The sequence below is a fragment of the Streptomyces sp. NBC_01485 genome (genome assembly GCF_036227125.1).
Taxonomy (GTDB): Bacteria; Actinomycetota; Actinomycetes; order Streptomycetales; family Streptomycetaceae; genus Streptomyces.
Genome location: NZ_CP109435.1, coordinates 212,663 through 235,376, shown reverse-complemented (window position 1 = coordinate 235,376; position 22,714 = coordinate 212,663). Strand labels below are relative to the sequence as shown.

At 71.6% G+C, this 22,714-nt stretch carries 20 protein-coding genes and 1 pseudogene; 7 read left to right on the top strand and 14 right to left on the bottom strand.

What is annotated here, in order from left to right; translation table 11 throughout:
* Positions 1-18 precede the first annotated feature (18 nt).
* From OG352_RS00890 to OG352_RS00880, 3 genes are all read right to left on the bottom strand, one after another.
* The gene (locus OG352_RS00890; protein WP_329213249.1) at positions 19-516 is read right to left on the bottom strand and encodes a peptidylprolyl isomerase; all 498 of its coding nucleotides are present in this window, start codon (positions 514-516) and stop codon (positions 19-21) included.
* A 107-nt stretch (positions 517-623) separates the two neighbouring features.
* A complete protein-coding gene (locus OG352_RS00885; RefSeq protein WP_329213247.1) occupies positions 624-2,102 on the bottom strand; it encodes a glutamate-cysteine ligase family protein in 1,479 nt (492 codons plus the stop codon).
* A gap of 187 nt (positions 2,103-2,289) precedes the next feature.
* A complete protein-coding gene (locus OG352_RS00880; RefSeq protein WP_329213245.1) occupies positions 2,290-2,463 on the bottom strand; it encodes a hypothetical protein in 174 nt (57 codons plus the stop codon).
* Between the two features lie 248 nt (positions 2,464-2,711).
* On the opposite strand from OG352_RS00880, the gene OG352_RS00875 reads away from it, so the two are divergent.
* Positions 2,712-6,113 (top strand): S8 family serine peptidase, encoded by a 3,402-nt coding sequence (locus OG352_RS00875; protein WP_329213243.1) that lies wholly within the window; start codon positions 2,712-2,714, stop codon positions 6,111-6,113.
* Between the two features lie 373 nt (positions 6,114-6,486).
* Here OG352_RS00875 and OG352_RS00870 read toward each other — a convergent pair whose 3' ends face one another.
* The 5 genes from OG352_RS00870 to OG352_RS00850 all read right to left on the bottom strand — a co-directional run bounded on the left by OG352_RS00870 (position 6,487) and on the right by OG352_RS00850 (position 10,256).
* A complete protein-coding gene (locus OG352_RS00870) occupies positions 6,487-7,677 on the bottom strand; it encodes an MFS transporter (RefSeq protein WP_329213241.1) in 1,191 nt (396 codons plus the stop codon).
* A gap of 90 nt (positions 7,678-7,767) precedes the next feature.
* Complete coding sequence (locus tag OG352_RS00865) at positions 7,768-8,145, bottom strand: fic family toxin-antitoxin system, toxin component (RefSeq protein ID WP_329213239.1); 378 nt, start codon at positions 8,143-8,145, stop codon at positions 7,768-7,770.
* Complete coding sequence (locus tag OG352_RS00860) at positions 8,142-8,438, bottom strand: type II toxin -antitoxin system TacA 1-like antitoxin (protein ID WP_329213237.1); 297 nt, start codon at positions 8,436-8,438, stop codon at positions 8,142-8,144. The genes OG352_RS00865 and OG352_RS00860 overlap by 4 nt, the downstream gene beginning before the upstream one ends.
* A 50-nt stretch (positions 8,439-8,488) precedes the next feature.
* A complete protein-coding gene (locus tag OG352_RS00855) occupies positions 8,489-9,181 on the bottom strand; it encodes a DUF6882 domain-containing protein (protein ID WP_329213235.1) in 693 nt (230 codons plus the stop codon).
* A 163-nt stretch (positions 9,182-9,344) separates the two neighbouring features.
* Positions 9,345-10,256: an SGNH/GDSL hydrolase family protein gene (locus tag OG352_RS00850; protein ID WP_329213233.1), complete on the bottom strand. Its 912-nt coding sequence runs from the start codon at positions 10,254-10,256 to the stop codon at positions 9,345-9,347.
* Positions 10,257-10,541: 285 nt separating this feature from the next.
* On the opposite strand from OG352_RS00850, the gene OG352_RS00845 reads away from it, so the two are divergent.
* Both OG352_RS00845 and gap read left to right on the top strand, forming a co-directional pair.
* The gene (locus OG352_RS00845; protein WP_329213231.1) at positions 10,542-11,498 is read left to right on the top strand and encodes a GlxA family transcriptional regulator; all 957 of its coding nucleotides are present in this window, start codon (positions 10,542-10,544) and stop codon (positions 11,496-11,498) included.
* 130 nt (positions 11,499-11,628) lie between these two features.
* Positions 11,629-12,627 carry a type I glyceraldehyde-3-phosphate dehydrogenase gene (gap, locus tag OG352_RS00840; RefSeq protein WP_329213229.1) on the top strand — a complete coding sequence of 333 codons (999 nt, stop codon included), beginning with the start codon at positions 11,629-11,631 and terminating at the stop codon, positions 12,625-12,627.
* A gap of 68 nt (positions 12,628-12,695) precedes the next feature.
* On the opposite strand, the gene OG352_RS00835 is transcribed toward gap, so the two are convergent.
* Positions 12,696-14,810, bottom strand: coding sequence for an FUSC family protein (locus OG352_RS00835; protein WP_329213228.1), 2,115 nt, complete (start codon positions 14,808-14,810; stop codon positions 12,696-12,698).
* Positions 14,811-15,141: 331 nt separating this feature from the next.
* On the opposite strand from OG352_RS00835, the gene OG352_RS00830 reads away from it, so the two are divergent.
* The 3 genes from OG352_RS00830 to OG352_RS00820 all read left to right on the top strand — a co-directional run bounded on the left by OG352_RS00830 (position 15,142) and on the right by OG352_RS00820 (position 17,151).
* Positions 15,142-15,318: a hypothetical protein gene (locus OG352_RS00830; RefSeq protein ID WP_177244641.1), complete on the top strand. Its 177-nt coding sequence runs from the start codon at positions 15,142-15,144 to the stop codon at positions 15,316-15,318.
* Between the two features lie 26 nt (positions 15,319-15,344).
* On the top strand, positions 15,345-16,586 hold the full coding sequence (locus OG352_RS00825) for an aminotransferase class V-fold PLP-dependent enzyme (RefSeq protein ID WP_329213223.1): 1,242 nt from the start codon (positions 15,345-15,347) through the stop codon (positions 16,584-16,586).
* Positions 16,587-16,725: 139 nt separating this feature from the next.
* Complete coding sequence (locus OG352_RS00820; protein WP_329213221.1) at positions 16,726-17,151, top strand: hypothetical protein; 426 nt, start codon at positions 16,726-16,728, stop codon at positions 17,149-17,151.
* A gap of 92 nt (positions 17,152-17,243) precedes the next feature.
* Here the strand turns inward: OG352_RS00820 and OG352_RS00815 are convergent.
* A pseudogene (locus OG352_RS00815) lies at positions 17,244-17,429 on the bottom strand (MFS transporter); the annotation flags it as partial.
* A gap of 80 nt (positions 17,430-17,509) precedes the next feature.
* Positions 17,510-17,977 (bottom strand): MarR family winged helix-turn-helix transcriptional regulator, encoded by a 468-nt coding sequence (locus OG352_RS00810; protein WP_329213218.1) that lies wholly within the window; start codon positions 17,975-17,977, stop codon positions 17,510-17,512.
* A 94-nt stretch (positions 17,978-18,071) separates the two neighbouring features.
* Between OG352_RS00810 and OG352_RS00805 the strand changes: the two genes are divergently transcribed.
* Positions 18,072-18,740 (top strand): ester cyclase, encoded by a 669-nt coding sequence (locus tag OG352_RS00805; RefSeq protein WP_329213217.1) that lies wholly within the window; start codon positions 18,072-18,074, stop codon positions 18,738-18,740.
* A 109-nt stretch (positions 18,741-18,849) separates the two neighbouring features.
* Here OG352_RS00805 and OG352_RS00800 read toward each other — a convergent pair whose 3' ends face one another.
* From OG352_RS00800 to OG352_RS00790, 3 genes are read right to left on the bottom strand one after another with little or no spacing between them, the layout of a single operon-like run.
* Complete coding sequence (locus OG352_RS00800; protein WP_329213214.1) at positions 18,850-19,776, bottom strand: carbohydrate ABC transporter permease; 927 nt, start codon at positions 19,774-19,776, stop codon at positions 18,850-18,852.
* On the bottom strand, positions 19,773-20,828 hold the full coding sequence (locus OG352_RS00795; protein WP_329213212.1) for an ABC transporter permease: 1,056 nt from the start codon (positions 20,826-20,828) through the stop codon (positions 19,773-19,775). The genes OG352_RS00800 and OG352_RS00795 overlap by 4 nt, the downstream gene beginning before the upstream one ends.
* Positions 20,828-22,504, bottom strand: coding sequence for an extracellular solute-binding protein (locus OG352_RS00790; protein WP_329213210.1), 1,677 nt, complete (start codon positions 22,502-22,504; stop codon positions 20,828-20,830). Before OG352_RS00790 ends, OG352_RS00795 begins: the two co-directional genes overlap by 1 nt.
* Positions 22,505-22,714: the final 210 nt, after the last annotated feature.

Sequence of the window (22,714 nt, the reverse complement as noted above, 5' to 3'; positions counted from 1 at the left end):
GGGCCGACCGGACTGAGGTCAGAGCTGGCCGGACTCCGCGATGGTGATCTTCGCCGACGTCCTGCCGTCGCGTGAACCGAGCGCCTCGATCTTCTTGACGAGGGCCATGCTGTCGTCGTCGGCGACCTCGCCGAACACCACGTGCTTGCCGTCCAGCCAGTCCGTCACGATCGTGGTGACGAAGAACTGCGAGCCGTTCGTGTTCCGGCCCGCGTTGGCCATGGACAGCAGTCCTGGCCGGGTGTGCTTGAGGGTGAAGTTCTCGTCGGCGAACTTCTCGCCGTAGATGCTCTTGCCGCCGGTGCCGTCGCCGCGGGTGAAGTCGCCGCCCTGGAGCATGAAGGCGGGGATGACCCGGTGGAAGGACGAGCCGGCGTAGCCGAAGCCCTTCTCGCCGGTGGCCAGCGCGCGGAAGTTCTCCGCCGTCTTGGGCACGACGTCGTCGTACAGGTTGAAGTTGATGCGCCCGGCGGGCTCGTCGTTGATGGTGATGTCGAAGTAGACCTTGATCGTCATACCCCTATCCTGCACGGTCCCCGGAGCGGTGCCGCACAGTGGGTACCGTGTCGGCCCGCGACCAGGGGCGGGGCCGGGTCCGCGACCGGCGCCGGGGCCGAGGCCGGTCAGTCGACCGGCCAGGTGTGGGCAGGGGCGTTGAGGTGCATGTAGTCGATGTAGAGGCGCGTCATCCGCCGCAGCGCCTCGTGGCGGCCGGCGTGCGCGGAGGCGATGATGTGGTGGAACATCTCCTTCTGCCAGACCGCCCCGTTGCGGCCGGTGACACAGCGCTGCTCGATGATGCCGAGCAGCGGCTCCCGCCAGGCCGCGTCCATGCCCGAGAGCTCCAGCCCCCGGTGCGCCAGCGGCAGCAGCCGCCGCAGGACGAGTTCGGGCACCGGCACCTCGCCCGTCCCGGGCCAGTACAGCCGGGCCTCGATGCCGTGCCGCGCGGCCGTGTGCAGGTTGTCCTCGGCGGCCTGGAAGGACATCCGTGACCACACCGGCCGCTCCTCCTCCACCAGGGCGCGGGTGAGACCGTAGTAGAAGGCGCCGTTGGCGAGGGTGTCGGCGACGGTCGGACCGGCCGGCAGACAGCGGTTCTCCACCCGCACGTGCGGCTGGTCGTGGGCGACGGCGTAGACCGGCCGGTTCCAGCGGTAGATCGTGCCGTTGTGCAGGGTCAGCTCGGCCAGTTCGGGGACGTCCCCGCGTGCCAGCGTCTGGCGCGGGTCCTGCTCGTCGCACAGCGGCAGCAGCGCGGGGAAGTAGCGCAGGTTCTCCTCGAAGAGGTCGAAGACGCTGGTGATCCACCGCTCCCCGAACCACACCCGGGGCCGTACTCCCTGCACCTTGATCTCCTGCGGGCGGGTGTCGGTGGCCTGCTCGAACAGGGGGATGCGCGTCTCGTGCCACAACTCCCTGCCGAACAGGAAGGGCGAGTTGGCCGCCAGCGCCACCTGGACCCCGGCGATCGCCTGCGCCGCGTTCCAGTAGGCGGCGAACTCGTCGGGGGAGACCTGGAGATGGAACTGGGTGCTGGTGCAGGCGGCCTCCGGGGTGATCGTGTCCGCGTAGGTCCGCAGCCGGTCGACGCCGTCCAGTTCGATGCGCAGATCCTCGCCGCGTGCCGCGAACACCTGGTCGTTGAGCAGCCGGTAGCGGGCGTTCTCCGACAGCGCGCCCTCGCCGACGTCCTCCTGCCGCAGGGTGGGCAGGATGCCCACCATGATCAGACGGGTGCCGACCGAGCCGGCGCGCTGTTCGGCGTGGTTGAGCGCGGCGCGGATCTCGGACTCCCAGGCGTCGGGGCCGCCCTGCGTCAGACGGCGGGGCGGGACGTTGATCTCGAGGTTGAAACGACCCAGCTCGGTGGACCAGACGGGGTCCGCGATCGCGTCGAGGACGTCGTTGTTGCGCATCGCCGGCTCGGCCGCCTCGTCGACCAGGTTCAGCTCGATCTCCAGGCCCACCTGGGGCCGCTCGGACTCGAACCGCGACTCGCGCAGCATCTGCGCGAACACATCGAGGCACTCCTGCATCTTGGTCCGGTACCGGCGGCGGTCCTCGCGGGTGAAGACCAGCGCCGGGACATCGCGTCCCATCGGCCCTCCCGGCTTGTTGTCCCTGGTCGGCCGCCCCTCCTGCCTCCAGCGTCGCACCACCGGCCGCCCCTCACCAGGCGGGGCACCCGCGAGGTCGAAGCCGTTCACGATCACGCCCGCCGGGAGCGTTCCACCTCCCGCGCAGCGTCCTTGGCCGCCTGCTCGGCCCGGGCAACGGCGTCGGCGGTCACCCGAAGCCGTTCCTCGGCTTCGCTCCGTTCGCGGTCGGCTCGCCCGAGCTCCTGGCGTGCCTGCCGTAGCTGCTGCTCGGCGGCGGACTCCTGCCGGGCGGCCCGATCGTGCCGGTCCCGTGCCCGGCACCGCGCCGCACGCCCTTCTTGACGCCCTTCCTGCGTTCCACGATGGGGACCGGACCGTCACGCCCCTCAACGCGTCCGCTGGTGTTCGGCGTTGAGGGGCGCCGGTCTGCCGGACGCCGCCCGGCGGACTGCGGCGGCCGTTCCCGGAGCCCGCCCGTCCGCGCATCCGCCCAAGCCTTCCGCCGTCCGGCGTTATCGATTCGTTGCCCATTGGGCCAGGTCCGATCACATGGCGGTAACACCGTGAACGACCGTCGCTTCCCCCTCCGATCTTCAGGAGTTCAGGCAGATGGTGTTACGCGCAAGACGCAGACATGGATCCGCGGCGGCAGGAACGGCTCTCACGGCCCTGGTGCTGGCCGGGCTTCCGGGTGGGACGGCCCAAGCCGCGCCGCCCGGCGACTCGGCCGACGGAGGCTCCCGTGCCGCCGCCGCCGTGCGGACGGTGACGCTGGTCACCGGCGACCGGGTCCTGCTGGACCGCGCCGGAAAGGTGGCCGGCGTCGAGCGGGCGAAGGGCCGGGAACGGGGTACGTTCTCGATCCGCACGGTCGGCGACCACACCCAAGTGGTGCCCGCCGACGCGGAGTTGCTGATCGCGCAGGGCAAGCTGGACGTCCGGCTGTTCGACGTGACCCAGTTGGCGGCGGACGGCTACGACGACGCGGGCCGCACCGACGTACCGCTGATCGTCACGTTCAAGGGCAAGAAGGCCCCCTCGATGACCCCGTTCACCGGGGCGGGGGCCAAGATGGGCCGGTCTCTGCCCGTCGTCAACGGCAAGGCGATACGCCCCGTCAAGAAGCGGGCCGCCGACTTCTGGAACGCCGTGACCGACAGCGCGGGTGGCGGTACGGAGTTCACCGGCTCCACGGCCGTTGAGAAGGTCTGGCTGGACGGCAGGCGCAAGGCGAGCCTCGACAAGAGCGTGCCGCAGATCGGCGCGCCCACGGCCTGGGCCGCCGGTTACGACGGCACCGGCACCAAGATCGCCGTGCTGGACACCGGAGTCGACACCTCCCACCCCGACCTGACCGGGCGGGTGATCGAGGCGCAGGACTTCTCCGACTCCGGCAGCACCGGCGACAGGTTCGGCCACGGCACGCACGTGGCGTCGATCACCGCCGGCTCGGGCGCCAGGTCCGGCGGCAAGTACAAGGGCGTCGCCCCGGGCGCGAAGCTCCTGAACGGCAAAGTCCTCGACGACAACGGCGGCGGCTTCGACTCCGGGATCATCGCGGGCATGGAGTGGGCGGTGGCGCAGGGCGCCGACGTCGCCAACCTCAGCCTCGGCGGCACGGACACGCCCGGTGTCGACCCGCTGGAGGAGGCGGTCAACCGGCTCTCCGCCGCGTCCGACACGCTGTTCGTGATCGCGTCCGGCAACGAGGGCGAGTTCGGGGAGGGGAGCGTCGGTTCGCCCGGCAGCGCCGACGCCGCGCTCACCGTCGGCGCGGTCGACAAGTCCGACAAGCTCGCCGAGTTCTCCAGCCGTGGCCCGCGCGTCGGCGACAGCGGCGTCAAGCCCGACCTGACCGCGCCCGGTGTCGCCATCATGGCCGCCGCGGCGGCCGGCAGCGTCCTGGAGGGCGCGTACCCCTCCGACACCCCGGGCTACCTCACCCTGGACGGTACGTCCATGGCGACCCCGCATGTCGCCGGCGCCGCCGCCATCCTCGCCCAGGAGCACCCGGACTGGACCGGCGAGCGCCTCAAGTCCGTCCTCACCGCGTCCGCGAAGCCGGGGACGTACAGCTCCTACCAGCAGGGCACCGGTCGCACGGACCTGGTCCGGGCGCTGGACCAGAGCGTCGTCGCCGAGCAGCAGTCGATCGGCTTCGGCGAGCAGCAGTGGCCGCACGACGACGACACGCCCGTCACCAAGCAGCTCACCTACCAGAACCTCGGCACGGAGCCGGTCACCCTCGACCTCTCCGCCGACGCCTACGCGGTGGACGGCAAGCCCGCCGCCGAGGGCATGTTCACCGTCTCCCCGCAGCGGATCACCGTCCCGGCGGGCGGCGAGGCGAGCGCCGAGGTCACGGCCGACACCCGCGCCGGCACCGCCGACGGCAGCTTCGGCGGGTCGGTGGCCGCCGTCTCCGCCGACGGCAAGGTCCAGGTGCGGACGGCCGTCGGCGTGGAGCGGGAGGTGGAGTCGTACAGCCTGACGCTGAAGCACCTCGACGAGAGCGGCGCGCCGACCGGCGACGCCGTCACCTCCGTCGCGGGCTTCGTCGGCGACTTCTACGAGGACTACGCCGACGAGCAGGACGGCGAACTGACGGTCCGGCTGCCCAAGGGCGACTACATCCTCAGCGGCGTGATCCACCCGGGCATCGAGTCCGACAAGCACGCCGTGCTGGTCGAGCCCAAGCTGCGGCTGGACGGGGACAGGACCGTCACCGTCGACGCCCGGCAGGCGAAGCCGGTCGACATCACCGTGCCGGACGCGGCGGCCGAGGCCACCGACGCGTCGGTCGCGATCGGCTTCGAGCGGGGCGAGAACCTGAACGACGGCTTCCTCCAGTACCTGCTGCCGACCTTCCAGGGCACGCGGTTCGGGCGGCTCGGCTCCGGAGAGCCCGTCGACGGGCTGTACTCCCTGTACGCCGGCACCTGGACCCGCCAGGACGCGGAGGGCCGGCCGGTCAACTACCACCTGGGCTGGAACCGGGCCGGCCTGGACGGCTTCACCGCCAAGGTCGCGCGGAAGCAGCTCGCCAAGGTCGACTTCCAGGCGGGCGAACCGGTCGAGGGCCGGCGCGTCCAGGTCGAGGTCTCACCCCATGGACCCGACGGTGAACTGGTGCGCAGCTACACCGACATGCGCGGTGACCTGCCCCTGCGGACCACCGAGTACATCCTCGACAACGGCGTGCAGTGGTCGGCCCGGATGTGGTCCGTCTCGGGCGAGGGCCACGACTCGGTCTTCGAGAACTTCCTGATGCGCATGCCCAGGACGTGGAAGGCCGGCCGCACCTACCACGAGCGGTTCAACGTCGGCGTGTTCGGCCCGGTGCTGAACCGCCCCGACGAGCTCGGACCGGGCCGCGGCTTCCCGGGTGTCGCCCGGCTCGGCAACACCGTCAGGGCCTACGTGCCGCTGTTCGGCGACGGCTCCGGGCACTGGGGCGAGGCCGACGCCACCTCGGTGAAGACCACGCTCACCGCGGACGGCAAGGAGATCACCGACAACTACGAGACCCCGCCGACCCTGGGCCTCACCGAGTACACCGTCCCCGCCGGGGACGCCGCTTACAAGCTGACCGTGGACAGCTCCCGCAACCCCGCCGTCTACCCGGTCAGCACCCGCGTCCAGGCGGAGTGGACCTTCCGCTCGGCCACCACTCCCAGCACCCCCGAAGACGGCTTCGCCGCGCTGCCGCTGTCGACGGTCACTTTCTCCCCGGACCTGACGCTCGCCTCCACGGCGAAGGCGGGCCGGCACTTCGAGGTGCCGTTCAGCATCAAGGGCGCGGCGGCCGGACAGAAGCCCGCGAAGCTCGCCTTCCAGGTCTCGTACGACGACGGCGCCACCTGGCAGCCCGCCAAGGCCGTCGGCGGTACGCACCTGTCACTGCGGCACCCGGCGAAGGCGGGCTCCGTCTCACTGCGCGCCGCACTGACCGACCGTGACGGCAACACCCTGGTCCAGACGATCGAGAGGGCCTACCTCACCACCTCGTAAATCTCCGAACTCGCCGAACTCTCCGGACTCTTCGACCCTCTTTGCATCCGGCCTCGCCCGGGACGGCCACAGTGCCGCCCCGGGCGAGGCCGTCCGGTCGGAGCCGGGGCGACAGGGGTGACCGGGGTGGCCGGAAGGCCGCCCCGGTCCGTGACTCAGCGGCTGCGAAAGGCGCTGGTGGTGAAGAATCCCATTGCCGCGGCGCTGACCAGGGCACAGACGGTGAGGAGGGCGGTACGTCGCATGGAAGAAACCTTTCCGGTGATGAGGATGGGCTCTGCACAACGCCGGTCGGCCCCGGGTCGCTTCGCCGGCGGACCGACCCCACCCGTACGGGTGCGGCCAAGCGTGCGTGCGCCGCGCCCACACGTGTTCAGGTGCTCGTCGGCACCGGCCGCCGGAGCAGGTAGGCGGCCGCGGTCGACACGAGGACGGCCATGCAGGCGATGAACACCAGCCCCGCACCCTCCAGGCCGAGCGGACCGACCAGCACGCCCACACCGATCACCGGTACCGAGATGCCCGCGTAGGCCACCACGAACAGCGTCGAGATCACCGCCGCACGCGCGTCCGCGGGAGACGCCTCGGCCACCGCGGACAGCGCCCCACGGAACGTCAGCCCCTGCCCGGCCCCGCCGACGATTGCGCTCAGCACCACCAGCGGCAGCAGATCCCACCGCAGCGCGCCCGCGAGCAGCGCGAGCCCGGCCAGCAGCGCGCCGCAGCCCAGCGGCAACGACCGTCCGACCCCGACCCGGCCCACGGCCAACTGCCCGGCGGTGGAGGCGAAGAAGGCCAGCGCGACGACCAGACCGCTCACGGCGTGGTTGTCCACGTCGAGGGACTGCGCGAGGAACGCGGGGCTGACCGAGGTGAACACCCCGAACAGCGCGAACCCCACGAACGAGGCGATCGCCGCCGGCCCGAACACCGCCCGCACCTGGGGCGGCAGGCCGGGCCGCTGCGGCCGTACGGCGCTCAGCGGCCGCCGGTCGCGCACGGTCTCCGGGAGCCACACCACGACCGCGGCCGAGCAGGCGACGAGGGCGAGGTGCACGGCGAACGGCAGGTACAGCGGCCAGGGGGCGTACTGCGCGAGCAGTCCGGCGAGCAGCGGTCCGCAGCCCAGCCCGCCCATGTTGGCGGCCGTTGCCACGAACGTGGCCCGGGAGGCGCCGCCGGACGGCGCCAGGTCCATCACGTACGCCGTGGCGGCCCCGGTGAACAGACCGGCGGACAGCCCCGACAGCAGCCGCCCCGCGTAGAGCCAGCCCAGCCCGGTCGCGCACAGGAAGGCGACCGCGCTCGCCGCCGCGCAACCCAGGCCCCACAGCAGTACCGGACGTCTGCCCACGGTGTCCGAGGCGTTGCCCGCCAGCAGCAGCACGCCGATGACTCCGAAGGCGTACACCGCGTACACGACGGTGACCGTCAGCTCGGAGAACCCGAACTTCTCCTGGTAGAGGCCGTACAAGGGGGTCGGGAGTGTGGTGCCGGCCATGCACACGGCGAACACGGCTCCGCCGAGCAGACAGGGGAGCCATCCTCGGCGTTCACGGTTCATGCCGGCGACGGTAGCCCCGGCGCGCGACCGGGTGAGGCTCCACAGGCCTGCGGCGAGTCGGCCCGGGCGGGGCAGGAGGGACGGGCGGGATCAGGTGACGGACCAGTCCCGCAGTTGGCGGGCGATCCGGGCGACACCGAGCGCCCCGGAGGCGGCGTCACGCACGAGCGCTACGGCCGCCTTGGGCAGGTAGTCGAGCCTGCTGCCGTTGAGGATCAGGTAGGCCTCGGTGGCGTGCCAGGCGAACGCCTCGTTCGAGTGCTCCAGGGACGGCAGTCTCGCCAGGGTCTGGAGCAGGGCACCCGCCTTGAGGTGCAGAGATCCGTAGACGTCGTGCTCCAGCGCCCTGGCTTCGACCCGCGCGACCGCCGCGTACAGCGGCCCGTAGTCGTCGACCTGCGGATCACCGTCGAGGAGCTCGGCGGCGTGCAGGAGGAATGTGACGTCCAGCGGGTCCGGCTGGGTCACGCGGCGTGCCCTCGCTCCTGGTTCTCGAGGTCGCGCCGCGCTTCCCGCTCGGCCGCCCGCTCCTCGGCGCCGGGGTCCGCGGCGCCGGGCTCGGCCGCGAAGGCCGCGCCGCTGCGGGCCATGGACTCCTTGAAGCCCTCCAGGAAGCGCCCTTCGACGGCGGTCGCCCGGGCGTAGGCGGCGGAGAGGATGTACTCCTGCAGGCTGACCCCCTCCTGCTTCGCGGCGGCGGCGATGGCCGCCCGCTGCTCGGGGTCGGGGAAACGCAGGTTCATGGCTTTGGGCTCCGACATACCGCCAACGGTACCAGTGGTACCACGCCGAGATCCGGGGCTTCGCGCACTCAGGGCAGGATCTTGGCTTCGATCCCCGCGATCCGGCCGACGGCGTCGAAGGCGACCTCGACCACGCCGCCGTCGGCGAACTCGGCGACGATCCGGTCGTCGCCTTCGTCGCGCCGGGCCACGCCGTGGTGATCGAAGTAGCCGCGGACGACCTGCCGGGCCGAGTGCCCGATCAGCCCCGCCCCGGCGAGCAGCGTCCGGGGCAGCGCGACCGGATCCAGAACCGCCCGGGGAACCCGCGCGTCGTCGGGCAGGAAGTACACCTGCGTGGCCGGTCCCGCCGGGACACCGATGTAGCCGGGCGCCCCGGTCACCCCCATGCCCGTGAAGGCGAGCAGCTCCGCCGCCCGCCGCGGGTCGTCGAAGCCCGACAGCGGCACGACTTCCTCGGTGAGCTCCCTGATGCCCTGCGCCCGCCCGTATCGCTCGACCGCGCCGGTCAGGGCGACCACCTCGGTGCCTCGCAGGCCCGGGTTCGCCCAGCCCCACATCCACGACCGCTCTTCCGCGTCGTAGGTGCCGAGCACGGCCACGCGCAGGTCCAGGTTCCCCTGGCGGTAGGTGCAGGAGGGCAGGTCCGCGGTCCACGGCCCCTCGGGCAGGAACGCGGTCAGGGCGTCGAGCTGCGCCGCGCCCCAGGCGGCATGCCGTTCGGCCTCCAGGAGGAACGCGTCGCTGAATTCACTTGCCATGCCCCGACCTTATGGGGCGGCATCGAGCAGGCGTCGGGGAGGGGGCCCGCCTGCTGGGCCGCCCCGATCCGGAGAGCGGAACCCTCTTGGCCACGTCCGCTGGTCACGTGCGCTCAGACGTCGTACAACCTGCCCTGCCTCAGGGGTGGGGGAGGGGGAGGGGTCAGTGGCCGTAACGTCCGTGTGTCAGGCGTTGGAGCACCACTCGCGCCATCGCTTCCTCGCCCTTGGCGTTGGGGTGCGCGGGGGCGGCCGGTGAGGCGGGCCGCAACGGTTCGATCCATCGTTCGGCCGGGGGCTTGCACATGTCGTGGCCGATGGTCGGACCGTAGGTGTCGACGTACTCGGCGTGGTTCCAGCGTGCCACCAGACGGAGCATCAGGTTGAGGTGCTTGCCGGTGTCGCGGAGGTAGGGGAAGTCCCGCGTCGCGAACGGCACCGAGGGCGCGCAGCCGCTGCCGTCGTCGGGCAGGAGGTCCGGGTAGCCGACGAGGAGGACCCGGGCGTGCGGGGCCCTGTCGTGCACGGCCTGGAGCACCCGGGCGACCTTGGGCGCGGTTCTGGCGATCTCGACCGTGAGCCCGTCGACGCCCGAGGCGCTGTAGTGGCGCTGGCACGGATTACCGGTCGGGTCCTGCGGGGCCAGTTGGACGCAGGTGCCGATGACAGAGCTGAAGCCGACGTCGTTGCCGCCGATCTGGACGGTCACGAGGCTGCTGCTGCGGCTCACCGCGTCGAGCTGGGGGCCGTTGGTCCCCTGCGGCTTCCACATGTTCTCGGTCGTCGCCCCGCTGCAACTGACGTCCTTGAACAGGCCTGTTCGTAGCCGATCGGCCACGATGGACGGGTAATTGTGGTCGGAGCGGGCGCAGTTGGCGTCGACCTGCCGGGGGATGTACGGGCCGGAGGTGTAGGAGTCGCCGAGCGCCACGTACCGGCTTCCGCCGCCCGCACCGTGCGCCGCGGCGGGCACGGCCGATGCAACGACCAGAGCACAACCTCCCAGCGCGGCAAGGAAAGTGACGCCCTTTCGGCGACGCCCGACCAGTGTCCCCGTGCGTACGGCGCGCTGCATCGCGTTCCTCCCCCTTGAAGCCGACGGCCCTTCAACTCGGCCTGTATATCGCTCTGTTGGGCACCGGGGCCAGAGCCGGGAGCAAACGCGTCCGCCCAATGGCGGTATTCCCTCCGGTGGTTACGGAGGCGAGGGCGGCCGTCCCTGACAGGTGGTCACCCTCACGTCCTCGGTGAAGAGGGCTGGGGCGTCCAGGGCATACGGTCCGCCGCTCCGGGCCGGCCACAGTTCGGTGCCGATGTGTCGCAACGGGTCGGCGGTGCGTGGGGCCGTACCCTGTTGCGGGTGTCGTCCTCCCGCCTCCAACGCGTCGCCGTCCTCGTGCTCGAAGGCGCGAAGCCGCTCGACGTCGGCATCCCCGCGCAGGTGTTCACGACCCGCGCGAGCATGCCGTACGAGGTGCGGATGTGCGGCGCGGCACCTGGACTGGTGACCGGCGGCGACGGACTGTCGTACCACGTGGCCCACGGCCTGGAGGCCCTCGAATGGGCCGACGTCGTCTTCCTGCCCGGTTACCGTCTCCCCGACCGCGACGACCCGCCGCAGGCCGTCGTCGACGCGCTGCTCGCCGCCCACGCCCGCGGCGCCCGGCTGGCCGCCATCTCGACGGGGGCCTTCGCACTCGCCGCCACGGGTCTGCTCGACGGCCGACGGGCCACCACGCACTGGCACTACACCCGGGCGCTGGCGGCGAAACACCCGCTCGTCCAGGTCGACGAGAACGTCCTGTTCGTCGACGAGGGCAGTGTGCTGACCTCGGCCGGCGCCGCCTCCGGCCTCGACCTGTGCCTGCACATCCTGCGCCGCGACCTCGGGGTGGCCGCCTCCAACCACGCGGCCCGGCGCCTGGTCGCGGCCCCCTACCGCAGCGGCGGCCAGGCCCAGTACGTGCCGCGCAGCGTGCCGGAGCCGCTGGGCGAGCGGTTCGCCGCCACCCGCGAATGGGCACTGCACCGGCTCGACGAACCCCTCACCCTCGAGACGCTGGCCCGGCACGCGGCGGTCTCGGAGCGCACCTTCTCGCGGCGCTTCGCCGAGGACACCGGGTACACGCCGATGCAGTGGGTCATGCGCGCCCGCATCGACATGGCCCGTGAGCTGCTGGAACGCTCCGAGCGCGGCGTCGAGCAGATCGCGAACGACGTCGGACTCGGCACGGGCGCGAACCTGCGGGCGCACTTCCAGCAGATCCTCGGCACCACACCGAGCGAGTACCGGCGCACCTTCACCCGGGGCGAGTGACACGGCGAGTGACCGGGTACGGGCCGGGGAGCGCGCCGGTGGCGAGATCCTTGCGAACCCTGGCGCTCACGCCCCGGTCGCGGGCGGGCGCCCCGCGCGAGGCTGGTGACGAACCGAAGGGACACCACACATGACTCGCATCGCCATCAACGGATTCGGCCGCATCGGACGCAACGTGCTGCGCGCGCTCCTCGAACGCGACAGCGACCTCGAGATCGTCGCCGTCAACGACCTCACGGAGCCCGCGACCCTCGCGCGGCTGCTCGCGTTCGACTCGACGGCCGGCCGGCTGGGCCGCCCGGTCACCGTCGACGGCACCACCCTCGTCGTCGACGGCCGTCGCATCAAGGTGCTCGCCGAGCGCGAACCGGCGCAACTGCCCTGGGCCGAGCTCGACGTCGACATCGTGCTGGAGGCGACCGGCCGCTTCACCTCGGCGAAGGCCGCCCGCGCCCACCTCGACGCGGGCGCGCGGAAGGTGCTCGTCAGCGCGCCCTCGGACGGCGCCGACGTCACCCTCGCGTACGGCGTCAACACCGACGCCTACGACCCCGAGCTGCACACGATCGTCTCGAACGCCTCCTGCACGACCAACGCGCTCGCCCCGCTCGCCGCGGTCCTCGACGACCTCGCCGGCATCGAGCACGGCTTCATGACGACCGTGCACGCCTACACGCAGGAGCAGAACCTGCAGGACGGACCGCACCGCGACCCGCGCCGCGCCCGTGCCGCCGGGGTCAACATCGTGCCGACCACGACGGGCGCCGCCAAGGCGATCGGCCTGGTGCTGCCGAACCTCGAGGGCAAGCTGTCCGGCGACTCGATCCGGGTGCCCGTGCCGGTCGGCTCGATCGTCGAGCTCAACACGACGGTCGCCCGCGAGGTGACGCGTGACGAGATCCTGGCCGCGTACCGCACCGCGGCCGAGGGACCGCTCGCCGGCGTGCTCGAGTACTCGGAGGACGCGCTCGTGTCGTCCGACATCACCGGCAACCCGGCCTCGTCGATCTTCGACTCGGCCCTCACCCGCGTCGACGGCCGCCACGTCAAGGTCGTCGCCTGGTACGACAACGAGTGGGGCTTCTCCCACCGAGTGATCGACACGCTCGAACTCCTCGCCGCGCGCTGACCGGACGCAGGCCGCGGCCCTGACCGTACTCAGGACCCAGGACGGACTCAGGACCCGGGAGTCTGGACTCAGGACGGGGCCGGCCGGGTTGTCCGGGGGCCGGTGCTGGTCCGGAGGTCCGCCGCGAGCGCGGTGAGCCACACCTCCAGGTCGGCCAGGAGCGCCGGGATCCGAGGCGGGGACCGCGGCGTGGGGGAGGGCGGCGGAGTCAGCCGGAGACGGATGCCGCCGGGAGGGAAGTCGGCCGCCCGGACGGCAGCCGTCTCCACCTCCTCGGTGACGTCCCGGACCCAGCGCAGGGCGTCGGGAGGCAGATCGTGCGCCTGGGCCGTCCGGGGCAGCCAGTAGCCGCCGACCAGGACGCGCGCGGCGAAGTTGAGGGCGGCCAGGTAGTCGGGCTCGGTCTCGGGGGCGGGGCCGGAGGGTTCCGTGCGGTATTGCGCGTACGCGCTCTCCGCCATCCGAAGCCGGTGCCGGGTCAGCCGGAGCGCCTGGTCGACGGTGTCCGTGACGCGCGCGGGGTCGGAGCCGGTCGTGGCGGCCGTCGTCGCCCGCACCACCGGCGCCGCCGCCCGGAGCAGGGCCGTCATGCTGCGCCGCGTCTCGGCGCGGGCCCCGGAGGGCCAGGCGAGAACCCCGCACAGCAGCCCCACCGCGCTCCCCGTCAGCACGTCGACGACCCGCATCTCCGCGAGCCGCCACGTCACGGGTGCGATCTGGGCGAACGCCACGGACACGACCAGGGTGAACAGACCCTGCGCCCAGGCCGGTCCCTCCAGCGGCCCCACGGTGAAGGCGAGCAGCATCACCGGCACGAGCAGGTACGCGTACACCTCGGTGGCCTGACCTGCCCCGATGAGGAGCAGACCGGCGGCGAGCGCACCGGCCAGCGTGCCTACGACGGCCGCGCGGACGGCGGACCAGGTGGCGCCCGCCGTCGTACGCCCCAGGGTCAGCACCGTCAGCAGCACCCAGAAGCCGTGCGACAGGTCGAGCGAGCCCGCCACCAGGCGGGCGAGGGCGAGACCGAGCGCGGTGCGCAGCGCGTTCTGGAAGACGACGGAGCGCCGCGTGAGGTTTCCGGCGAGGCGGATGACGAAGAGGCCGACCGTCGGGGTCCGGGCGTACCAGAACTGCTCCCGGGGCAGGCCGTGCACCGGCCGACGGCCGCCGAACGCCAGGGCGACGGCCGTGCGCACGGTCACGGCCGAGACCGCGATCGTCAGCACCGTCGACTGCCGCAGCAGCACCTGGTGCGGCGCGGGCGTGCGCCCGGTCGAGGCGGCCTCGCGCGCGGCCAGGAACTGGGCGATCATCTCCTCGATCAGCTCGGGACCTGTGGCCGGGCGCGTCCGGCGCAGCGACCGGGCCGTCTCGGCGCATGCCGCCGCCGTGCCGCGCAGAAGGTCCTGCGAGGCCAGGTCGGTGGGTGCGGGAGGCATCTCGGTGAGGGCGGCCAGTTGGTCCACCAGACGCCGGGTCGCGGAACCCGCCTGGGCCAGCGCCCGGTCCGTCCGGCCCGCTCCGGTCGGGCGGGCGCCGCTCGGCTGGTGCGAGAAACGCAGGCCCCGGCCGGCCGCCCGCAGCCGTACGGCGAGGCCGGGCTCCGGGCCCCGCCCGGTCCGGATCACGGAGCCGGCGGCCCGGGCCGCGAGGTCGAGGGTGTCGGCGATGCGGTCGCGGTACGACGACTCCGGCCGGTCCGGGAGCACCACCAGCTCACACACCACGAGCAACGTCACGCCGACGGCAACCCCGGTCAGACGCTGGGGCAGGGTCTCCGGTGCGAAGGGCGGGAAGCAGGCGAGGATGTAGAACAACTGCAGCCCGGGAGCGGTGCCGGCCGGCCGCGGGCCGCACACCGCGCCGAAGGTCAGCACGAACGCGACGAACAGCATGCCCGCCACGGCCGACCACGTCTGCACGGCGAGGGCGGTGCCGAGGGAGGTGAGGGCGGCGGCGACCGGCAGGGCGAGCAGCACGGTCAGGGCGCGCCGGCGCCCGGATCCCGGCACCGGCGAGAGCACGCCGAGCGCGATCGGCGCGAACAGGGCGTACAGCGCGGTCACCGGCTGATCGAGAAGGTACGCCGCCGGAAAGAACCCGGCCGCCGCGGCGACCGTGACCCGTGCCGCACGCCGGCCGGCCCCGACGGACTCGGCGAGGGTCGGCCGCTTCACCATCAGCGCTCCTCTCCGGGCCTCTCCGCGCCTCCCCGAGGACCATCCCGTCCGCAGCTTCAGTGTCGCGCGGGTCGGGCGTTCGCGCAGGCAGGGCGTGGGCCCGTCGGGACGTCGACACGTCGGCTCGGTGGTCGGTGACGGGGAGAGGCGCCGCCACCCGGATGCCGGCCGCGGTGTGGTGTCGAGTCCGTGCAGAACCGGTGCTCTCGTGGTCACTTGGTCACCCGCACCGAACCCATAGGGGACAATACGATGATGTCGCGCCAACGGCCCCGCTGTTGAGCCGTCGGGCGACGTCTCGACAGCGACCGTCCATGAAAGCAGAGCCTCGGTGATCTCCGTCTTCGACGACACTCCGATCTACCATCGCCTCATCAGCGAGCGCGGTGACGTGCCCGCCCAGGTGCGCGGCGAGGCCGAACGCATCAAGCGCGACCTGGACCGGGTCATGAACGCCCCGTCCTCCTTCGCCCCCGGTCCGCCGGCGCAGCGGTCGTTCTTCTCCTGAAGGCGTTCCTGAAGCCGCGGAGTCCCATGAACGAGGGTGAAGTCGCCGCCGTGCCCCGACCGTTGACGCTGCCCGACGGGCGGCCCGCGATGGCCGCCTGGACGCTCGACCCCCGCCGCCGGCATCTCAACCACGGCTCGTTCGGCGCCGTCCCACGCGTGGCGCAGGAGCGGCAGAACGCCCTGCGGGCCGAGATGGAACGCGCCCCGGTCGCGTGGTTCCCGGCGCTGCCCGGGCGGATGGCCGCGACCCGCGCAGCCGTCGCCGGACACCTGCGGACCGACGGTACGGACCTGGCCCTCGTGCCGAACGCCAGCGCCGGGGCCAGCGTCGTCTACGCCGCACTGGCCGCCCGGCCCGGCGGGGACATCGTCGTCACCGACCACGGCTACGGCGCCGTCACCATGGGCGCGCAGCGGCTGGCCTCCCGCTGGGGGACCGTCGTACGCACCGCCCGGGTACCCCTGGCAGCCGACGCCGAGCAGGCGTACCAGGCGGCGATGGCGGAGGTGGACGACGACGTCGCGCTCATCGTCCTGGACCAGATCACCTCCGCGACGGCCCGGCTGATGCCGGTCGAACGCGTCGGTGCCGAAGCCGCCCGGCGCGGGATCACCCTGCTCGTCGACGGCGCGCACGCCCCCGGCCTGCTCGCCGCGCCCCTGGACGGTCTGGTCTGCGACGCCTGGGTCGGCAACCTCCACAAATGGGGCTGCGCCCCGCGCGGCACGGCGGCGCTGGTCGCCCGAGGACCGCTGCGTACGGACCTGCACCCGCTGATCGACTCGTGGGGCGCGGCCGAACCCTTCCCGGACCGCTTCGACCACCAGGGCACGCTCGACGCCACGGGCTGTCTGGCCGCGCCCACGGCCCTGGAATTCATCGACGACACCTGGGGCTGGGACACCGCCCGCCGGTACATGGACGAACTCGCGGACCACGGCGCCCACGTCGTCGCGGCCGCCTTCGGCCGGGCCGGGACCCCGGCGGACCCCGTCGACGTCGGGATGCCCGTCCCCGGCATGCGCCTGGTCCGCCTGCCCGAGGGCCTGGGCAGCAGCCGGATCGCGGCGGACGCCCTGCGCGACCGTGCGACCGCCGAACTGGGCGTGGAAGCCGCGTTCACCAGCTTCGACGGCCTCGGCTACCTCCGACTGTCCGCCCACGTCTACAACACCCTTGAGGATTACGAGTACTTCGCCGAGACCTGCGTGCCCGTCGTCGAGAAGTGGGCCCGCGAGGCGGGGGAATCGTCGCCCCGCGAGTAAACGCGCAATGGCGGACACAGGCTGACCGGGTCCAGGGGGCGGGCCGTTGTCAGTGCCGTGATGCAGGATGCCCCAGGTGAGATCAACTTCCGCTCGGCAGGGTAGACGGTCTCGTGTCCCTGCCCAGGAAAGGTCACCGATGATGCCGCCAACCGCCGACCAGCAGCAGTTCCTCGACATACGCTTCGCCGCGCGCCGCCCCGCCGTACCGCTGAGCAGCGCCGGAGCCGACGTCCTGCGCATCGTCTCCGATCCGCGCACACCGGTGTTCGTGACCGAGCACGCCAGCGGACGCCGTGTGTACGGCTACTGGCGGCCGTTGGACGCCGAAAACGGCCGGGGAGGCTGCTACGTCGCGCTGTCCACGGCCGAGTGCGACGAGCTGTACGCGGCGGGACGGATCACGCTCGGCGAGCCCGTCAAAGACCCCACGAAGACGACCTACCGGGCCCGCCCCACCCGCACCCCGGCCCGCACCCCGGCCCCAGCCCCGCGCCCCACGGCCGCACCCGCGCCCGGACCGGCACCCGTGCGGACGACGGGGGCGAGGAGACGCGCCGCGTGAGGGATGGCCGGCGCGGGGGAGCGGCCTGTCCACGAGTCGGCGCGCCGCCGTATCAGTGTGCCGGTGACCGGTGTGCCTTGCTTGCCCGTGTCCTACGCGCTCGCCAGCGGCTCGAGTTCGTCTTCGTCGGCGGCGCGGGCGTCCCGGGTGCGGGAGACCGCGAGTACGAGCGCCTGGGAGACCGCTCCACACAGTCCCACCCCCGGGGCGAACCGGTTGAACGAGCGGATGGTGGCGTTCATCCGCCCCCGCGGCCGGTCGGGCGTCACCGATTGTCGGAGCGTATCCAGGACCGCCTTCGAGGCGTGACGCGGTTGCCGGACCGACCGGTCGACTGACCGACCAACTGACCGGCCGGTCAGTCAGTGGTGTCGGCGATGCGCTCGAACGCTGCCGCGAGTTTGCCGACGTCGATGCCTTCGAGCTGGTCGAAGAGGCGGTGGCGGACGCCCGTGATGTGCAGCGGCCAGGCCTGTTCGAGGCGGGCGAGGCCGGCGTCGGTGAGGGTGGCGCGGAAGGAGCGGGCGTCCTGGCTGCACTGTTCCCGGACGACCAGCCCCTCGGACTGCAGGCGCTGCACGGTGCGCCCCGTGTGGGAGGGGGACTGGTGGCACAGCCCGGCCAGGTCGCCCAGGCGCAGCGCGCGGTCGGGGGCCTCGGACAGGAACATCAGGACGATGTACTCGGCGTGCGTCAGGCCCAGCGGATGCAGGTTCGTGTCGAAAGCGCGGGTCAGGGCGGCCATCGCGGGCCGGAGCGCCTTGACCAGGGCGTACTCGTCGGCGGTGAGGGGGAGAGGGGCGGGCCTGTGGCTGTCGTCGGGCATGCCCCCATCGTAACGACTACTTGTGTGCGCAACCAAGGTATGTAATTGTGTGCGCAGGTAAATATTTCCTCAACGCCTACGGGAGTGATCACCCATGGATCGTCGTGCCGTACTCAGGGGCGGGGCCGCCGGAACCGCTGTCGGCGCTCTGGCTCTCGCCACCGTTCTCGACGGCGGGACCCCGGCCCAGGCCGCGGACCGCTTCCGCGACCTGACCACGCACAGGGGCGGGAAGGGCGGCTACGGCAGTGGGAGCGGGCTCAGGGACGGGCGCAAGATGGGGGACCCGGTCACGACCCGCGAGGAGTTCCCGTGGCCGACGGACCTCACCCGTGAGGAGCGCCGCAACCTGGAGATGTTCGACGTCGCGGACTTCGACGTCTACTCCCACCAGGACTGGGACCGGTTCGACGAGAGTCACGACCAGGACGTGCGTGTGCACTGGCCCGACGGCCACTACACGGACGGGCTGGACATCCATGTCGAGGACATGAAGGCCCAGTTCCTGTGGGCGCCGGACATCAAGATCGAGGTGCACCCGGTCCGCATCGCCAAGGCCGACTTCGTCGCCGTGACCGGCGTGTGGGAGGGCACCTTCACCGGCCCGATGCCGGACGGCAAGGGCGGTTTCATCCAGCCCACGGGCAAGCGGTTCGCGCTGCACATGGCCACCATCGGCGTCCTGAACAGGCGCGGCGTCATGGAGGAGGAGTTCCTCTTCTTCGACCAGTTGACGATGCAGCGGCAGGTCGGCCTGGCCTGAGGTCCACGGAGCAGGACCGGGGCGGTCCCACGAGCCGGTAGCCGGTGGCAGGCAGTCGACAGGGGGCTGCCGACCGCCGGCTACCCGTATGAACGGGGCGTCAGGGGCGTCAGCCCTTGACCGCGCCCGTGAGCATGCCCTTCTTGAAGTGCCGCTGCACGAAGGGCGATGCGATCGCCACGGGGACAAGGGCGAGCACCATGACGGCCATCTGGAGCCCCAACGCCGAGAGTTGACCCGTACGGACCGCCTGCTGAAGGCCGGTCGGCGCCTCGGTGTTCTTCTGGACCAACTGGATGAGCACGTTCTGCAGCGGCATCATCTGCTGGTCGGTGAGATAGATCGAGGCGTTGAACCAGGCGCTCCAGTAACCGACCGCGTAGAACAGGGAGATGACGGCCAGTACCGCCCGCGACAGGGGCATGATGACGGTCAGCAGGATGCGCAGGTCACTGGCCCCGTCGATGCGGGCGGACTCGGTGAGTTCGGGGGAGATCCCCATGAAGAAGGCCCGCAGGACCAGGATGTTGAAGACGCTGACCGCGCTCGGCAGGATCAGGGACAGATAGGAGTCGGTCAGACCCAGCGACTGCACGAGCAGATACGTCGGGATGAGGCCGGCCCCGAAGAACATGGTCGCCATCAGCGTCATCAGCAGGAACCGGTGCCCGAGGCTGCCCGGCCGCGACAGCCCGTACGCCGCGAGCACCGACACCGTCATCGAGAACAGCGTGCCGACGAGGGTGACCCCGGTCGAGACCAGCATCGCCCGGCTGACCTGCCCACCGCCCAGCAGCTCCGTGTAGTTGACGAAGGTGATGCCCTGGGGGATCACCACCAGGCCGCCGACCCGGTCGATCACCGGCTTCGGGGAAAGGCTGGTGACGATCACGATCCACAGCGGGGCGAGCACCGCCAGGCAGGCCAGCGCGAGGAAGCCGCCCTTCAGGGTGAGCCCCGCCTTGCCCGGCGGCTCCTCCCACACGGGCCGGGCCGGCGCCTGGAGACTGCGGATGAGCTGCGTGTTGAGGCTCACTTCTTGTACACCCCCTGCTCGCCCAGCAGATGCGCGAACTTGTTCGCGCCCAGGACGAGTACGACGCCGATGAGTCCCTTGACGAGGCCGACGGCGGCCGCGTAACTGAAGTCGCCGTTCTGGATGCCGACGCTCCACACATAGGTGTCGAGGACCTCGCTGGCGCCCGCGCCGACCGCGTCGCGCTGGAGCAGGAACTGCTCGAAGCCGACGCTGAGCGCGTCCCCCACCCGCAGCACGAGCAGCAGCGCGATCACCGGCCGCAGCGCCGGCAGCGTCACGTGCCACATACGGCGCCAGCGCCCGGCCCCGTCCATCGCGGCGGCCTCGTACAGGTCGGTGCTGACGGCGGCCAGCGCGGCGAGGAAGACGATGATCCCCCAGCCGGCGTCCTTCCACACGGCCTGCGCGGTGACCAGGTACTTGAACAGGTCCGCGTTCGTCATCAGGTCGAAGCCGGTCCACCCGTGGTCGGAGAGGGTCTGCGCGATGATGCCCGCCCCGCCGAACACCTGCTGGAACACGGTGACGACGAGGACCCACGAGAAGAAGTGCGGCAGATACATGATCGCCTGCGCCACGGCCCGCACCCGGGGCCGCACCACGCTGTTGATGAGCAGCGCGAGGGCGATGGGAATCGGGAAGAACAGCACCAGTTGGAGCACGAACAGGACGATGGTGTTCTTCGCCGCGCCCCAGAACAACGGGTCGTCGACCATCCGGGAGAACTGCTCCACGCCCACCCACGGGCTGTGGAAGATCGCCGTGACGCCGTTGGTGGAGACATAGGGGTCGTAGTCCTGGAAGGCGACGACGTTGCCGAGCAGCGGGATGTAGTTGAAGAGCAGGACCAGCGCGATCGCGGGCAGCGTCATCAGGATGAGCGCGCGGTCGCGGCGCAGCCGGATCCGCCAGGGAACCCGGCCCTTCTTCTGCTTCCGCGAGGCGTCACCGTCCGCCGTGGAGACCACCGAATCCCCGTCACCCGCAGCGCCCTTGGCGGACTTGGCGACCTTGGCCGTTCTGGGCCTGTCTCCGGCCGTGAGGGACATCAGTTGCCGCTGCCGTTCTGGTCGAGGAGCTGCTGGTACCAGGCGCGCAGCTTGTCGCCGCCGGAGGACTTCCAGGTGGAGATGGCGCCCTGCACGTCGGACAGCTTCCGGTTGCCGCGTACGTAGTCGATCTCCAACTGCTCGAACGGCGTGGCGAGGTTGGCGTAGCGGGACGGCTCGACGATGTTCATGCCGTAGGTGGAGGTCTTCGTCGCGTTGGCGCCCATCCGCTGCTGCCACTCGACCTGCTTGCGGGCGACCTCGGGGAAGTCGGGGTGGGCGAGGTAGGGGGCCGGGGCGGCGAGCATCACCCAGGCGTTGATGACCTCCGAGTTGCCCAGGTCGTTCTTGACCGGGACGCCCTCCTTGACCGTGTAGTGGGTGCCCTCGACGCCGTAGTCGACGAGCATCCGCTCCTTGGTGCCGTAGGGCGCGGCGGCGAAGTCGGCGGCGGCCAGCGCGTTCTCGACCGTCGCCTTCGAGGCGCCCTTGCGGATGAACGACCAGATGGTGGCGGGCTGACTCGCGTACAGCGTCGGGTCGCCGCCGTCGGCGCCGAAGAGGTCCATGCCGTCGATGGCGAAGTCCGGGTTGGACGCGGCCTGTTCGGCCGTCTTCGCGTACCAGGCGGAGAGGTCGCTGTTGAACATCAGGATCTGGCCCGCGGTGAAACGCTGGCCCGCGTCGCCCGAGCGGGCCCGGTCGTCGGGGTGCACGACGCCCGCGTCGAACAGCTTGCGGGTCCACTCCAGCGCTTCCAGGTACTCGGGCTGCTCGATGCGGTACGTCAGCTTGCCGTCGGCCAGGTTCCAGCCGAGCGACTGGGAGGGGCGGACGCCGAAGATGTTGAAGGCGGTCCAGATCATGTTGTCGCCGCAGGCGTACACCCGGGCCTTGGCGCTGGTCGCCTCCTTGGCCCAGGTGAGGAACTCCTCCGGCGACTTGGGGACGGAGTAGCCCTTCTTGTCGAAGATGTCCTTGCGGTAGTACGGCACGATGAACGTCGAGCCGGCGGCGGGCATCGGGATGCCGCGCAGCGCGCCGCCGAAGATGCTCATGCGCCAGGAGTCGGAGGGGATCGCGGCGAGGTTCGGGTACTTCTTGACCTTGTCGCCCGCGAGGTAGGGGCCGAGGTCCATGAACTTCGCGGTGACCGCGCTCGGGATCTTCCCGGTCAGCTCCCAGCTCGGCACCACCACCATGTCGGGTATCGAACTGGCGGCGAGGACGGCGCCGAGCTTCTCGCCGTAGGTGTTGCCGTCCTGGTTCTGCCAGGTGACCTTGGTGCCCGCCGCCGCGTCGAGCGCGGTGTAGTAGGCGCAGCCGGCCTTCGGAGGGGAGCCCCAGAACGGGGACATGATCTTGAAGGGGGCGCCGGTGCCGAGCCTGTCCGGGACCGAGGTGACCAGCTTCGCGAGGTCGACCTTGCCGGTGTAGCCGGCCGCCGAGCCGTTCTTCGACGGAAGGTCCGGCTTGGCCAGCGCGCTGGCGACGAACGTGGGCAGCAGCTTCTGGGCCGCCTTGCCGGCGGTGGTGCCTTCCCGGTCCTTGTTCTCCGACCCGCCGCAGGCGGCGAGCAGCGGCATCCCGCCGGCCACCGCCGCGGCGGCGACGGCGGTGGAGGCGAGGAAACCTCTCCGGCTGGGGGCGGGAGCGGAGGGCGAGTTCGGCGTCATTGCGGCAACCCTTCGGGGAACGCGTCGAGCATCGTCGAAGCGCTTCGATGTTGCAGTGAGATTAAGTGACCGCTTTGGGTGTCACAAGGTGGATGCGCAGAATTCCTGAACGGAGTTTTCATGCCCACTTGACACCTGGCAGGCCGAGTACGGAGCATCGAAGCGCTTCGAGGATTTGCTCCACCGGTCATTCCACCGGTCATTCCACCG

Excerpts from the sequence above, each read along its gene's own strand:
- OG352_RS00885 (WP_329213247.1), bottom strand. The coding sequence starts at position 2,102 with ATGGGACGCGATGTCCCGGCGCTGGTCTTCACCCGCGAGGACCGCCGC.
- OG352_RS00855 (WP_329213235.1), bottom strand. The coding sequence starts at position 9,181 with ATGGCAAGTGAATTCAGCGACGCGTTCCTCCTGGAGGCCGAACGGCAT.
- OG352_RS00810 (WP_329213218.1), bottom strand. The coding sequence starts at position 17,977 with ATGCCCGACGACAGCCACAGGCCCGCCCCTCTCCCCCTCACCGCCGAC.
- OG352_RS00795 (WP_329213212.1), bottom strand. The coding sequence starts at position 20,828 with ATGTCCCTCACGGCCGGAGACAGGCCCAGAACGGCCAAGGTCGCCAAG.
- OG352_RS00805 (WP_329213217.1), top strand. The coding sequence starts at position 18,072 with ATGGATCGTCGTGCCGTACTCAGGGGCGGGGCCGCCGGAACCGCTGTC.
- OG352_RS00790 (WP_329213210.1), bottom strand. The coding sequence starts at position 22,504 with ATGACGCCGAACTCGCCCTCCGCTCCCGCCCCCAGCCGGAGAGGTTTC.
- OG352_RS00850 (WP_329213233.1), bottom strand. The coding sequence starts at position 10,256 with ATGCAGCGCGCCGTACGCACGGGGACACTGGTCGGGCGTCGCCGAAAG.
- OG352_RS00820 (WP_329213221.1), top strand. The coding sequence starts at position 16,726 with ATGATGCCGCCAACCGCCGACCAGCAGCAGTTCCTCGACATACGCTTC.
- OG352_RS00835 (WP_329213228.1), bottom strand. The coding sequence starts at position 14,810 with ATGGTGAAGCGGCCGACCCTCGCCGAGTCCGTCGGGGCCGGCCGGCGT.
- OG352_RS00860 (WP_329213237.1), bottom strand. The coding sequence starts at position 8,438 with ATGTCGGAGCCCAAAGCCATGAACCTGCGTTTCCCCGACCCCGAGCAG.
- OG352_RS00875 (WP_329213243.1), top strand. The coding sequence starts at position 2,712 with ATGGTGTTACGCGCAAGACGCAGACATGGATCCGCGGCGGCAGGAACG.
- gap (WP_329213229.1), top strand. The coding sequence starts at position 11,629 with ATGACTCGCATCGCCATCAACGGATTCGGCCGCATCGGACGCAACGTG.
- OG352_RS00890 (WP_329213249.1), bottom strand. The coding sequence starts at position 516 with ATGACGATCAAGGTCTACTTCGACATCACCATCAACGACGAGCCCGCC.
- OG352_RS00825 (WP_329213223.1), top strand. The coding sequence starts at position 15,345 with ATGAACGAGGGTGAAGTCGCCGCCGTGCCCCGACCGTTGACGCTGCCC.
- OG352_RS00870 (WP_329213241.1), bottom strand. The coding sequence starts at position 7,677 with ATGAACCGTGAACGCCGAGGATGGCTCCCCTGTCTGCTCGGCGGAGCC.